The following is a 13,848-nucleotide window of genomic DNA, read 5'->3' on the forward strand; positions in this document are numbered from 1 at the left end:
GCGTTCGAGACTAGCAGAGCCGCATGGCACGGCAACGGGTGGTGCAACTTGGGAGCTTCCGCGCCGTCAGCTTGTGGCGTCATCGATTTTGCAGGTTGCATCTCCCGTACGGGTGAAGTTCGCCTCCAGCGGGAAAGAGCGTCTGAAGAGCATCAGCTCGGGTCCCGTATCGCCGATGAGATGGAGTTCACCTGTTTTGCTTTCGGGATCGGCTGAGTACCAGGCCGCGACCGAATATGGCGCTGCGCCCTTCGCCAGCTCCAGCTTACCCCTGAACTCGGTCTTGCCCGGTTCGGTGTTGGCTGAGAGATGGACGGCAACCGCGCCGCAGGTGTTGTCGTCCTTGATCGCGATCCCGCACCAGCCTTCTTTGCAGGCGACGATGTCGTAGGTGAGGTTGCAGCCGCCTGCTCCGCAGTCTTTTGCATCGCTGCTGCGGCCGTAGGCGTAATAGTGGCCGGCCCACCTGCCCGCGAGCGAGACGGGAGACATTTCACCGGCCTTTGCAACTGATGCGTCCTCTGCCGCCGCAGAGCCGCCCAATCTGCAAGCGATGCTCACTGCAATGAGCGATATGGCGAGCATACTTCCGGCTGCAGTCCGCAACGCGGCTTTCGCGTCTTTGCGATCTGGCGTGCCGTCAAGGTTGGTTCTACGCGTTACAATTCTGCTGATCATCGGCTGCCTCGTACTTCCGGTTGGAATGGTCGCGCTTGGATCAGGTACCGGCCTCATCGCGCTGCCCTACGAGATGTTCGAACTTGCCGGGCGTGCGCCCATCCTCTTTCCGGCGCACATGCTGTCATCGGGTTTGGCGTTGCTCTTCGCTCCGCTCGTCATCGCCGTCAGACATCGTCCTGACATTCACAGAGCGCTCGGCCGACTGTTGGGCGCCTTTGTGGTGATTGGTGGGCTGACATCATTGCCTGTCGCCATCATGAGCCACTCCCCCGTTCTCGCCCGCGCCGGGTTTGTCGTGCAGGGACTTGTCTGGCTCTTTCTCTTCGGCGGCGCGCTCATTGCGATCCGCCAACGGAATGTCTTGCGCCACGCTCATCTGATGATGGCGATGGCTGCCGTAACGACGGGCGCCGTCTGGTTTCGGGTCATCACGGGAACCGCAATCGCGCTGGGCCTGCCTTTCGAGCCTGTTTATTCGCTGGCAGCATGGGCCGGCTGGATCATTCCTTTGTCACTCGTCCTCTCGAGCCCTCGCCTTGTGTCCGCAATCTTGAGGCGGGCGACATAGCCGCAGGACCGGCTCTCGTCGGTGCGTGCGCGGTCGTCTACTGTCCCGCCATCGAAAGAGGACGGACATGGCGGACAGACTGAAACCCTCGCGTGACATTTCCCGGCTCGTCGAAATCATGGCCGCGCTCAGGACGCCGGTCACCGGCTGCCCCTGGGATCTCGAGCAGACCTTCGAGACGATCGCGCCCTACACGATCGAGGAAGCCTATGAGGTTGCCGATGCGATCGCGCGCGGAGACCTCGTCGATCTCAAGGACGAACTTGGCGATCTGCTGTTGCAGGTCGTTTATCACTCGCGCATCGCCGAGGAGCGGGGCGCGTTCGCGCTGGGCGATGTCGTGGAGTCGTCAACGCGGAAAATGATCCGGCGGCATCCGCACGTGTTCGGCGATAAAGCGGCGCGTGATCCGGCCGCCGTCCGATTGTCCTGGGAAGAGATCAAGGCGGAAGAGCGGGCGGAGAAAGCGCAAGAGCGGTTGCGCATGGGCGATGCCGCATCAAAGCCGACGGAGAAGCCCGCGACGCTGGCTGATGTTCCCGTCGGGCTTCCGGCTTTGACCCGGGCCATCAAGTTGCAGGACAAAGCGGCACGCGTCGGTTTCGATTGGCCGAACCTGCGCCCCGTGTTCGAGAAGCTGAAGGAAGAGATTGGCGAGTTGGAGGAAGTCGCCCTTCCCGCTGATCCTCGGGGAGATGCTTCCGTGGCGCCCGGCGACTCTCCTTCGTCGAGCAGGGCAAACGAAGACGCCATCAAGGAAGAGTTCGGCGACCTGCTGTTCGTGATGGCGAACATCGCGCGGCATCTGAAGCTCGATCCGGAGGATGCGCTGCGTGGTGCGAACGACAAGTTCGTCCGGCGGTTCGCTCACATCGAGAACGCATTAAGCGAACGCGGCAAAGCTCCCGAGCAGTCTTCACTTGAGGAAATGGACGCGCTTTGGGATGAAGCAAAGGCCTTGGAGAAGCGTTAAGCGCCCTTCGCGTTCCGTATCGCCTCGGAGATGTGCTCGGGCCTAAATCCGAGACCGATGAGGCGTGCGGGAATGCGCGACAGCAGCGGCAAGCTCGTCATGACGCTGACGAACAGCGGCGGCTTCACAGGGCGCTGCGCGGTGAGTGTCTTCGCGATCACCCTATTCTGGACAGCCAGCTGTAAACGTTGCGTTGCGCGCGTCGGAAACTCGCGCCGCGCCTGCACGGCTGCGAGATCCTTCAACGTCAGTCTACCGGCCTTGAGAGGTCCCCATAAAAGGTTGGCAGCGGCGACGGCGTCCTGAATTGCGAGATTGATACCGACACCGCCGACGGGGCTCATGGCGTGTGCGGCGTCGCCAATGCACAACAGGCCGGGCCTTGCCCACGTCTTCAAGCGGTCGACGACGACAGTCAGCAATTTGACCTGATCCCAATCTGCGATCGCATTGGCGCGCGCGGCTTCGAACGGCAGGAGCTTGCCCACCGCTTTGCGGAAAGCATCGAGGCCCGCCGCGCGTATTTTGGCCTCACCGCCCTTCGGAATGACGTAGGCGCACTGCCAATAGTCGCCGCGCTGAAGCATGACGAAGATATGTCCGGCATCGAAGCGGCCCTGCGTCTCCTCCGTGTCCGTCGGCAGCCGCGGCAGCCGGAACCACATCACGTCCATTGGCGCGCCGAAGTCTTCGCTGACGAGGCCGGCTGCGCTGCGCAGAACGGATGCGCGTCCATCAGCAGCGACGACGAGATCAGCTTGGATGGTCTTGGCACCTTCCGGCGTCTTCACTTTCACGCCGGTGACGCGATCGCCGTCAAAGGTGAGACCGGTTGCCTCCGCGTTCATCTCCAATCTGAATTTGGGGTACGCCCTCCCCTTCTCCGCAAGGAAGTTCAGAAAGTCCCATTGCGGCATGAGCGCGACGAACTTCGTGGTGATGGGGAGATGCGAGAAATTCGCCATCTCGAAGCGCTGGTCGCCGAACTGAGCGTAAATGCTCTTCGTCTCTTGGTGGGGCAGCTTCAGGAAATCGGTAAGCCAGCCGAGTTCCTCCATCAGACGCAACGTGGAGGGATGAATCGTATCGCCACGAAAATCGCGAAGGAAATCCTTGTGCTTCTCGAGCACAGTCACGCCAACGCCGGCCCGTGCCAGGAGCACGCCCAGCATCATCCCTGCGGGCCCGCCGCCCGCTATGCAGCATGTGACGCGCTCATCCACAACGGACGAGCTTAGACGGATATTCCGGCTTTGCGAAGCTGTCCGATTACGCGCGCCTGCTTTTCACTCGGTACCCGAAGACGCATTTCGATGCTTCCGTCCTTGCGTGATTCACGAGTGAGCACATCGCACGTCTCGTGCAGCCAATTGAGCAGCGCTCCATCCTTGGCCGGGACGACGACGTCGAGCATCTGGTCCGAGGCGCCCAAGCGCTCGTCGATCGTGTGCAGCAGCGGGGCCATCCCCTCGCCGGTCGCGGCAGAGACGAGCACGGGCGGGCGCTCATTCCGTTGCATCTCGTGTTGTAGCTCGGCTCGACGATCACTGGGCAGAAGATCGATCTTGTTCCAGACTTCAAGAATGTGCGTTTCGACGGGCAGCGTATCGATCCCAAGATCCGCCAGCACTTTCTCGACGTCTTGCGCCTGCGCTTCCGTCTCTTCGTGGGCAATGTCGCGGACGTGAAGAATGAGATCAGCCTCGACGACTTCTTCGAGCGTCGCGCGGAATGCTGCAACGAGCATCGTCGGCAGATCGGAAATGAAACCGACGGTATCGGACAGGATGATCCGCCGGGCGCTCGGAAGTTTAACTTCGCGCATCGTCGGATCGAGCGTCGCAAACACCTGGTCCATGGCGACGACACCGGCGCCAGTGATCTTATTGAACAGCGTGGACTTGCCAGCGTTCGTGTAGCCGACGATCGCGACGATGGGGTACGGCACCTTGCGCCGGCCCTTGCGATGGAGATCGCGCGTCTTCACGACCTCGGCCAAGTCACGCTTGATCGTATCGATCCGGTCTTGGAGCATACGGCGATCGAGTTCGATCTGGGCTTCGCCGGGGCCGCCGAGAAAGCCGCCGCCACCGCGCTGGCGTTCCAAATGGGTCCAGGCGCGAACCAGCCGGCCCTTCTGGTAGGTCAGATGCGCAAGTTCGACTTGCAGCACGCCTTCGCGTGTTCTTGCGCGTGCGCCGAAAATTTCAAGAATGAGCCCGGTGCGATCGAGGACCTTGGCGTTCCACGCCTTCTCTAGATTGCGCTGCTGGACGGGGGTGATGTTGTAATCGACGACGACGAGGCCAATTTCCAGCTCTGCGACGCGTTCCTTGATCTCTTCGACCTTGCCCGATCCCAACAGCGTGGACGGCCGCGGCTCTGATACGGGCACGATCGTGGAATCGATAATGTCCAGTTCGATCGCATTGGCGAGGCCGACGGCTTCGGCCAACCGGTTCTCAGGGGTATGTATCTGCGCGGACGATTTCGACGGCTGCCCGGACTTTGCCTTTGGCGCCCGCTTGAAAGCGGGCACAACAACGAGCGTGCGCGTTCTCGGTGCCCTCGTCTCCTTCGAGACGGGCCGCCGCTCCCGCTTTCTTCCACCCTCGTGCTTTTCGCCTTCCCCGTTTTTAGAACGTGAGTTCAACCTGCGGGGCCTTCATCCTGGTCGTTGAGATTGACGGGACCGCCAGGCATGATCGTAGAAATTGCATGCTTGTAAACGAGCTGCGAATGACCGTCACGGCGCAGGAGAACGCAGAAATTATCAAACCAGCTGACGATGCCTTGGAGTTTCACGCCATTGATGAGGAAGATTGTCAGAGGCGTTTTGTTCTTGCGAACATAATTTAAAAATGTGTCCTGCAGGTTCTGAGGTTTTTCAGCCGCCATTTTTGTTGTCCGTTTTTTATCTCGACGTCTTGTTTAAGCGTCTCTTGTAAACGACTGGCGCCGTCGCGTCTGGAAGTGCGATGGAGCACCGGTGCAGCGGTCACCATGAAATACGGTGAAGACGAAGCGAGCGCACTTTACATCCATTGTTGCCCCGCACAATGCGGCAACATTCGCACCTTCCTCACGCTGAAAATTCAGCAACCTGATGAAATCTCAATCGTAGTTGGCGGGTAAGCTCCCCCGGCCGGCCGTCTCCAATTACAGCGTTATCGATCTTCACGACCGGCATGACAATGTTTGTTGCTGAAGTTACGAACGCTTCCCGGGCTTTTATAGCTTCGTCCCGGTTGAAGGTTCGCTGTTCAATTTTAAATCCTTCTCTTTTTGCAACGTCCATGACGGTAGCCCGCGTGACGCCTGGAAGGATGTGATGATCGAGCTGGCGGGTGACAAGGGTGCCGTCTCCCGTCACGATCCAGGCGTTGCTGGAAGCGCCCTCGGTAATGCCGCCTTCGGCATCAACGAACCATGCTTCGCGGGCCCCTGCCCGGCGTGCTTCGTCTTTGGCGAGGACAGCGGGAAGCAGCATGACGGTTTTGATATCGCAGCGGCCCCACCGGTTATCAGGTATCGTTTTGACAGCAATGCCCGTTTCGGCAAGCTCGGCGGACCATCCGCGCCGTTGCGCGCGCGCCAGCACGACGAGCGTCGGCGGGGTCGTTGGCGGCGGCAAAGCAAAGTCTCGCGGCCCCGCTCCGCGTGAGACCTGCATGTAGACGATGCCGTCGCGAACGCGATTGCGGCGGATGACGGTATGCATGACCTGGAGCAGCGCCCGCTCGGACATCGGCGGTGGAATTGAGAGTTCGGCCAGCGATCGTGCAAGTCGGGCGAGGTGACGCGTTGCGTCGACCAAGCCGCCATCCCGTATCTCTATGACTTCGTAGATCGCGTCCGATAATTGGAAGCCGCGATCTTCGACATGGATTGTAGCCTGCGCATACGGTTTGTACGCGCCATTGACGTAGACGATGCGGGACAAGCGGGCCGGCTCCTACGAAGCTGACCGCAAGTCGCCGCTGCGCTGTTCGGACGAGACGCCCAACGCACGAAGCTTCCGGTGCAAGGCCGATCGCTCCATGCCGACGAACTCTGCGGTTCGCGAGATGTTGCCGCCGAAGCGATTGATCTGCGCAAGGAGGTATTCGCGCTCGAAGATTTCGCGCGCCTCACGCAGCGGCAGCGACATCAGATGTTCGGCGCCGCCATTGACGGGAAGCGGCACGTTGGAGCCGATTTCGTCAGGTAGCATATCCGCCGTGATCGCGGCATTGGGTTCGCCGCCCGCGAGGATCAACAGGCGCTCGACGTTGTTGCGCAGTTCGCGGACGTTGCCCGGCCAGTCGTGCGCCTGCAGCACGGCGATCGCGTCTTCGCCGATACGGCGCGGCGCGAGGCCCGACGTCTGGGCGACCTGGCCGATGAAGTACTGGATGAGTTCGGGAATGTCTTCCCGGCGCTCGGCGAGGCTCGGCACGCGCAGCGTCACGACGTTCAGGCGATGATAGAGATCTTCCCGGAAGCGGCCTTCGCGGATGTCCTGCTCGAGGTCGCGCGAGGTCGAGGAAATGATCCGGACGTCGACGGAGACTTTCTGCGATCCGCCAAGACGGAGGAATTTCTGCTCAACGAGCACGCGCAGGATCTTGCCTTGGGTTTCCATCGGCATGTCGGCGACTTCGTCAATGTAGAGTGTGCCGGTATGCGCCTCCTCGAGCGCGCCGACCTTGCGCGGGCCGCCCGTGCGATCCTCGGTGCCGAACAGTTCGTCTTCGACGCGATCGGGGACCATGGCTGCCGCGTTGAGCACGACGAACGGGCCGTCAGCGCGCAGCGACTTCTGATGCAGAACGCGGGCGGCGAGTTCCTTGCCCGTTCCCGAGGCGCCGCGCAGCATGATGCGGCTGTTGGTCGGGCCGGCCTTCTCGATATTGTTCTTCAGCTGATTGATGGCGGGCGACTTGCCGATCATTTCGGCGGAGACGACGGAGCGCTCTTTGAGTTCGCGCACTTCGCGCTTCAGCTGAGAGGCTTCGAGCGCGCGCAGGGCGACGAGAATGAGGCGGTCGGATTTGAACGGCTTCTCGATGTAATCGTAGGCGCCGCGCTTGATTGCGGTGACGGCCGTTTCGATGTTGCCGTGGCCCGAGATGATCACCACCGGCAGATCCGGATAGGTGCGCTTCATCACGGTCAGCACTTCGAGACCGTCGAGGCGGCTTCCCTGCAGCCAGATATCGAGGATGACGAGATGCGGTCTGCGGTCTTCAATGGCGCGGAGTGCTTCATCGCTGTCGCGAGCGAGGCGGGTGCGATGGCCCTCGTCCTGGAGAATGCCGGCGATCAAATCCCGGATATCTGCCTCGTCGTCGACGATCAATATATCAGCTGACATGCTGCGCTCCTGGGGGGTTAAGCGTTTTCATTTCATGCTCCGCCGGCGATGTGCACTGCGGAGCGAGTTTCATTGGGAGGCATCCCTCGTGACGGCCCTGATCTGATTGGCAACGTCAGCCGGACCAGAGCGCCCCGCTTTCGCGTATCGCTGACCGGCGCGTCTTCCAGGGCTAAGCTACCGCCGTGCTGCTCGACGACTTTCTGCACGATGGCGAGACCAAGACCCGTGCCCTTGGCCCTTGTCGTAACATAGGGTTCCAGAAGCTTGGCACGATTTTGTTTCGGAAGGCCGATGCCGTTGTCGATGACTTCGATTGCAACGCGATCGGGCGCCGGGACGAGCCGCACTTCGATCTGCCCCTTGTAGTCCGGTGGCCGGCCCTGCGCCTCGCCGAAGGACTCGATCGCTTCCGCGCCGTTCTTGATCAGATTGGTGACGGCTTGCGAGATGAGCCGCAAATCGAAGTGCGCGGTGACCGGGGCTTCCGGCAGAACGAGTTTGAAGTCGAGGTCCTTATGCCCTTCGCGGAAGAGGATGGCCGGCTCCTGTACGGCCAGTCTCAGGTCCTGGTCGGCCATGACGGGCTGCGGCATGCGGGCGAAAGAGGCGAACTCATCGACCATGCTTTTGATCTGGCCCGTCTGACGCTCGATCGTTTGCGTCAGCGTTTCGAACAGCTCGCGATTGTCACCAATCTGAGTGCCGAACTTCCGGCGCAACCGCTCGGCTGAGAGTTGTATCGGCGTGAGCGGATTCTTGATCTCATGCGCGATGCGGCGCGCCACGTCCGCCCACGCGCTTGTCCGCTGGGCTTGAACGAGTTCGGAAATATCGTCGAAGGTGACGACCGAGCCGACGTCGCCCTCACCCGCTCTCTCATGCGTAATCCGGACGGCGAAGGTCCGTTCCTCGTCGCCGATCTGCTTCTGGATTTCGTACTGCTTGTTTTTGCTTCCCGGCTCTTCGCCGGACGCGAGGACGGGTGCGAATTCGGGAATGACGTCCTTCATCGGCTTGCCGACGGCGCCGGCGGCGGAGAAGCCCAGCAGGCCTTCCGCCGACCGGCTGATGAGCGTGATGCGATCGGCGCTGTCGAGACCGATGACGCCGGCGGAGACTCCGGACAGAACGGCTTCGATGAAATTACGACGCTCCGTCAATTGCGCATTCGTCGCGACGAGCGCGCTCTGCTGCTGCTTCAGATCGCGCGTCATGACGTTGAAGGTGTGCGAGAGGCGCCGCAAGTCGCCTTCGCCACGGATCTCGGGCAGCGCGAACTCGAGATTGCCTTTCGACACTTCCTGCGCGCCCGCGATCAAGCGGCGGATCGGGGCGACGAAGCGGCCCGCGAACCACATGCCGACCCAGATCGCAGCCAGCAGCGACGTCATCGAGATCATGAAGTAGATAAGGCCGTGCGCCGCCTTCAGGCCGCCTTTGGCCTGTCTCAGCCGGGTATATTCGTAGACGTTCTGTTCGGTGCTTTGCAGATGGCCGATGACCTTCGGACTGACGCCGCGGGCGACGTAGAGATAGCGCCCAGGCATGCTGTCGATCTTGGCAATCGCCGAAATCCGGTAATCGCTTGAGGGCCGTGATAGCGCGACTTGGCCGGACTCGGCCTGCTGAATGGCAGCCGGCGGCGGCACGACATAGGGAAGCTTTGGATCATCGAGCGCGAGCACGATCGGCACGCCTTCGGCATCGATCACGTAGGCCGACGTCAGATCGCGCAAGCCCGCTTGGCCGATGAGAAACTTCTGAAACGCGTCACCTTCGGTATCAGCGTTGAGGGTCGCGGCCTCGCCGTTGATATCGCGGACCATGTTGACGATGTCGGTCCGGATGATCTGGCTGTGTTCGTCGACGTAGGCTTTGGCGACGTCGTAGGAGTTTTCGACGATCGCGCGCGTGCGGCCGGAGAACCAGCCGTCGAGCGAGCGTGAGAATGTCGTCGTTGCGGCGACCGCGAGAAGCACGGCGGGCAAGGCCGCCGTCAGCGTGAAGAGCGCAACGATGCGCGTATGCAGCCGTGCGCCCGGCACCTTCTGCTTCCACGCTCTGCGCAGGCCCAAGGCTTGCCAGACGATGGTGCAGAACATCGCAACGATGAGGACGCCATTCACCGCCAGCGCCGCCCACACGTATTCGTTGCGCGGTGTGATGGCGGTGAGGCCGGTCAGGATGAGGTAGCTAACGAGCGCCGAAATCAGAGAGAGCAGAACGACGCCGAGGCCGAACCAAAATGCTCGGTTCGAAGGATTGAGCGGTGTGGCGCCCTCCTCGACCAGCGCGGCAGCAGGCACCTTATCGCGGGGTGCGGTCGTGTCGGCTTTGCCATTGCTGTTGCTGGCGCTCATCAGTCGTCGACCAATCCAACTACTGCTCTGAATTCGTTCCCGATAGCCCCGGCTCCGGCCCACGCGGGGAAGCGATTCCCCACACGGCATCCGGCACCGGCCGAGCTACTAGCGACGACAACGCTACAGCTGCGAACTACCAACAGCCTAACTGTGACATTTTCGCGACGGGTGTGGCGCACATCAAGCGCCAAACGCAGCCGCGGTCAAGGTCTGTGGAAAACTTCGGGAGTCGAAGGCTGTGCGCGCCAGCGCCGTTGTCAGCCTTCGACAGTGCGGAACACCCGAATGTTGAGATCGCGAATGCGCGCGCGCAGCGTGTTCCGGTTGAGGCCCAGAAGCTCGGCGGCACGGATCTGGTTGCCGCGCGTGGCGGCCAGAGCCGCGCTCAGCAACGGCTTTTCGACGTCACGGATCACGCGATCATAGAGCCCAGGCGGTGGCAGATCGTTGCCGAACGACGAGAAGTACCGCTGAAGGTAGCGTTCGACGGCTTCACCCAGGTCGCCGCTTTCAGTTGCAGCTCCGCCCTGGGGTGCGATCGCGGAGCCGGCAAGTTCCTGCTCGACGATTTGCGCCGTCAGCGTGTCCTGCGTGTAAAGGGCAACGAGGCGGCGGACGACGTTCTCCAGCTCGCGAACGTTGCCCGGCCAGGGATGCGCCTTCAGCCGTTCGATGGCGGCGCTCTCGATCGACTTCTGGCCGAGGCCTTCGCGCGATGCCTGGCGCAGGAAGTGGCGGACCAGATCGCCGATGTCTTCCAATCGCTCGCGCAGAGGTGGCAGCCGGATCGGCACGACGTTCAGGCGATAAAAAAGGTCTTCGCGGAAGAGGCCCTGCTGGATCTGCGTTTTGAGATCGCGGTGCGTCGCGGCGATGATGCGGACGTTGGTCTTGATCGGCGTGCGGCCGCCAACGGTCGTGTACTCGCCCTGCTGCAAGACGCGCAGGAGCCGCGTCTGGGCTTCGAGCGGCATGTCGCCGATTTCGTCCAGGAACAGCGTACCGCCTTCTGCCTGCTCGAAGCGGCCGGGCGTGCGGGTCTGGGCGCCGGTGAAGGCACCCTTTTCGTGGCCGAAGAGTTCGCTCTCGATCAGCTCTCGGGGAATCGCGGCCATGTTGATCGGTACGAACGGGCCGTGGCGGCGCTTGCCGTAATCATGCAGCACGCGGGCGACGAGTTCCTTACCCGTGCCGCTCTCGCCGTTGATCATGACCGTCAGATCGCTCTGCGTCAGCCTTGCGAGGACACGGTAGATGTCCTGCATGGGCAGCGAGCGCCCGATCAGCGGCAGCTCGTCCGTCTCACGCTCCGTCGTGATCGTCTGGCGTTTGCGGCCGGGTTCGGACAGCGCGCGCGAAACGACGGCCACGACTTCATTCAAATCGAAGGGCTTCGGCAGATATTCGAAAGCGCCCTTCTCTGCGGCCGTCAGCGCCGTCATCAGCGTGTTCTGCGCGCTCATGACGATGATCGGCAGATCCGGACGCAGCTTTTTCATGCGCGGAATGAGATCGAATGCGTTCTCGTCCGGCATGACGACGTCGGTGATGACGACGTCGCCCTCGCCTTGGCTCACCCAGCGCCAGAGCGTCGCCGCGTTGCCTGTGGCGCGCGGTGCGAAACCGGCTCGCGCCAGAGCCTGGTTCAAGACGGTGCGGATTGCCGTATCGTCATCGGCGATGAGAATGGTGCCTCTGGCCATCAAGTCTCTCTTGTGGTCGGCACGGGAGCAGGCCGCGTGCGTTGCATGGGAAGCAGCACGCGGAAGATCGTGCGCTTGGGCTCACTTTCACATTCGATGATGCCACCGTGGTCGGCGATGATCTTGGCGACGAGGGCCAGACCCAAGCCGCTGCCGGACGCCTTCGTCGTGACGAAGGGATCGAACAGGTGCGGCTTCAGATGCTCGGGGATGCCGCAGCCGTTGTCTTCGATCTGGATCATCAGCGGAAGGCTGACGCGGGTATCGGAACCCGGAAGCGACAGGCGAACGCCCGGACGGAACGCCGTCTGCATGAGGATGCGGCCGGACTCGGTCTTATCGCCGATGGCTTCGGCGGCGTTCTTCAGAAGATTGAGGAAGACCTGCACGAGTTTATCGCGATTGCCGAGCACAAACGGCAACGAAGGATCGTAATCCTCGACGTAGCGGACGCGGCTGCCGAACCCATGCTCCGCAATGCGGCGCACGTGATTGAGGACGTCGTGGATGTTGACCGCGTCCTTCGTGATCGGGCGCTCGTCGCCGAACACTTCCATGCGATCGACGAGGTGGCGAATGCGATCGGTTTCGGAGCAGATGAGCTGCGTCAGCGCGCGATCATCATCGGAGAGCCCGGGCTCAAGCAACTGCGCGGCACCACGGATACCCGACAGCGGGTTTTTGATTTCATGGGCCAGGACGCCGGCCATCCCCGAGACGGAACGCGCGGCGGCGCGATGCGTCAGCTGCCGCTCGATCATTTGGGCCATCGAGCGCTGCTGCAGCATGAGGACCATGTTGCGCGGCTCTTCCGGCAGCGGTCCGCCGTAGACGTCGACGAGCTTGGCGCCGGAGAACCGTGGTGTCGCGACCTCAATCCCATATTCGTTGACGGTCGAGCTCGTGGCCTGCACCTGCTCGACCAAGCCGAGCAATGGGCAGCCGAAGGCCACGATGTCGGAGATCCGGCTTCGCATCAGCGCGGAGGCGCTCATGGAGAAGAACGATTCAGCCGCAGCGTTAGCGAAGACGATGGTCTGATCGCTGGAGATGACGAGGATCGGGTGCGGAAGCGCACTCAACAACTCTTCGCAATCGACGATGTTGGTCGGAGGCGGCGCCGGAGTGTGCTCCGACTTGCGTATTGAGGCCGACTTGCTGCTCATGCCGCGCGCAACTCCGTACTAGAGTAGAAGGTTTTCAGGCCATCGAACACGCGCTCGGGATCGAGCATCGTGCAGAGCTTGGCCCGCCACGACTTCACGACAGCTTCGTTCGCGCCGCTCGATGCGAGATACCAACCGATATGTTTGCGGGCGTTCCGGATGCCCAGGTCTTTGCCGTAGTGGGCGTACATCGCCTCGACATGCTCGAGCGCGATCTCGCACTGCTCATTGAGCGTGGGATCTCCAGCATCGCGGCCCGAGGCGAGGAAGTTTGCTATGCGGCCCGGCATCCAGGGCGCGCCGTAAGCGCCACGGCCGACCATGACACCCTTGGCGCCTGAGGCTTCCAGGGCCTGCGCCGCGTGCTGAGGCGAGAGAATATCGCCGTTGACGATGACGGGTACCGACGTGGCTTCAACGACGGGGCGTACCGCTGCCCAATCGGCGGTTCCGGTGAAAAACTGACATCTTGTCCGGCCGTGGACGGTGATGAGCTTCACGCCCTCCGCCTCGGCTCGCCTCGCGAGTTCGGGGGCGTTGAGGCTGTTGCCGTCCCAGCCAAGGCGCATCTTCAGCGTGACGGGGACCTTCACGGCGCCGATGACGGATTTGATCAGGGCCTGGGCATGATCGAGGTTACGCATGAGCGCGGAACCCGACAGCTTGCCCGTCACCTCTTTGGCCGGGCAGCCCATGTTGATGTCGATGACGTCGGCGCCCTTGGCTTCGGCAATGCGGGCACCCTCAGCCATCCACCGCTCTTCGCGGCCGGCGAGTTGTATAACGAAGGGCGTCAGGTCATTACCCTCGACGCGGCGCAGGACGTCGAAGCGGGACTTCACCAGCTCCTCGCTGGCGACCATCTCGGAAACGACCAGGCTCGCCCCCAGACGATGCGCGAGCCGGCGGAAGGGTAGATCACTCACTCCGGACATCGGCGCCAGCACTGCAGGCGGCGCACCGTTGCCTAAGTTGTCTAGCATGCAGACGAAACCAGCCCCCGTTCTGCCCATTCCATGTGCAGTTCGTATTTCT

Annotated in this window: 12 protein-coding genes; 2 read left to right on the forward strand and 10 right to left on the reverse strand. The window is 62.0% G+C overall.

Going from position 1 to position 13,848, the window contains the following annotated elements; all coding sequences use genetic code 11:
- Positions 1-66: 66 nt before the first annotated feature.
- Positions 67-492 carry a hypothetical protein gene (locus tag VFG26_RS02180; protein ID WP_325021740.1) on the reverse strand — a complete coding sequence of 142 codons (426 nt, stop codon included), beginning with the start codon at positions 490-492 and terminating at the stop codon, positions 67-69.
- A gap of 82 nt (positions 493-574) precedes the next feature.
- Between VFG26_RS02180 and VFG26_RS02185 the strand changes: the two genes are divergently transcribed.
- Both VFG26_RS02185 and mazG read left to right on the forward strand, forming a co-directional pair.
- Positions 575-1,249, forward strand: a complete 675-nt coding sequence (locus tag VFG26_RS02185) for a DUF2306 domain-containing protein (protein ID WP_325021742.1) — start codon at positions 575-577, stop codon at positions 1,247-1,249.
- Positions 1,250-1,316: 67 nt separating this feature from the next.
- Positions 1,317-2,222: a nucleoside triphosphate pyrophosphohydrolase gene (mazG, locus tag VFG26_RS02190; protein ID WP_325021744.1), complete on the forward strand. Its 906-nt coding sequence runs from the start codon at positions 1,317-1,319 to the stop codon at positions 2,220-2,222.
- On the opposite strand, the gene VFG26_RS02195 is transcribed toward mazG, so the two are convergent.
- The 9 genes from VFG26_RS02195 to dusB all read right to left on the reverse strand — a co-directional run bounded on the left by VFG26_RS02195 (position 2,219) and on the right by dusB (position 13,796).
- Entirely contained in the window at positions 2,219-3,445 is a 1,227-nt protein-coding gene (locus tag VFG26_RS02195) for an FAD-dependent oxidoreductase (RefSeq protein ID WP_325021746.1), read from the reverse strand. The two genes, mazG and VFG26_RS02195, sit on opposite strands and share 4 nt — an antisense overlap.
- Before the next feature lie 11 nt (positions 3,446-3,456).
- Complete coding sequence (hflX, locus tag VFG26_RS02200) at positions 3,457-4,761, reverse strand: GTPase HflX (RefSeq protein WP_325022012.1); 1,305 nt, start codon at positions 4,759-4,761, stop codon at positions 3,457-3,459.
- A 110-nt stretch (positions 4,762-4,871) separates the two neighbouring features.
- Positions 4,872-5,120 carry an RNA chaperone Hfq gene (gene hfq, locus VFG26_RS02205; protein WP_325021748.1) on the reverse strand — a complete coding sequence of 83 codons (249 nt, stop codon included), beginning with the start codon at positions 5,118-5,120 and terminating at the stop codon, positions 4,872-4,874.
- A gap of 184 nt (positions 5,121-5,304) precedes the next feature.
- Positions 5,305-6,165, reverse strand: a complete 861-nt coding sequence (locus tag VFG26_RS02210) for a D-amino-acid transaminase (RefSeq protein ID WP_325021750.1) — start codon at positions 6,163-6,165, stop codon at positions 5,305-5,307.
- 12 nt (positions 6,166-6,177) lie between these two features.
- Positions 6,178-7,578 (reverse strand): sigma-54 dependent transcriptional regulator, encoded by a 1,401-nt coding sequence (locus VFG26_RS02215; protein ID WP_325021752.1) that lies wholly within the window; start codon positions 7,576-7,578, stop codon positions 6,178-6,180.
- 32 nt (positions 7,579-7,610) lie between these two features.
- Positions 7,611-9,941: a PAS domain-containing sensor histidine kinase gene (locus VFG26_RS02220; RefSeq protein WP_325021753.1), complete on the reverse strand. Its 2,331-nt coding sequence runs from the start codon at positions 9,939-9,941 to the stop codon at positions 7,611-7,613.
- 260 nt (positions 9,942-10,201) lie between these two features.
- Positions 10,202-11,647, reverse strand: coding sequence for a nitrogen regulation protein NR(I) (ntrC, locus tag VFG26_RS02225; protein ID WP_325021755.1), 1,446 nt, complete (start codon positions 11,645-11,647; stop codon positions 10,202-10,204).
- A complete protein-coding gene (locus VFG26_RS02230) occupies positions 11,647-12,813 on the reverse strand; it encodes a two-component system sensor histidine kinase NtrB (protein WP_325021757.1) in 1,167 nt (388 codons plus the stop codon). The genes ntrC and VFG26_RS02230 overlap by 1 nt, the downstream gene beginning before the upstream one ends.
- Positions 12,810-13,796, reverse strand: coding sequence for a tRNA dihydrouridine synthase DusB (dusB, locus tag VFG26_RS02235; protein ID WP_325021759.1), 987 nt, complete (start codon positions 13,794-13,796; stop codon positions 12,810-12,812). The genes VFG26_RS02230 and dusB overlap by 4 nt, the downstream gene beginning before the upstream one ends.
- Positions 13,797-13,848 lie beyond the last annotated feature (52 nt).

It is taken from the genome of Hyphomicrobium sp., from assembly GCF_035687085.1.
GTDB lineage: Bacteria > Pseudomonadota > Alphaproteobacteria > Rhizobiales > Hyphomicrobiaceae > Hyphomicrobium_B.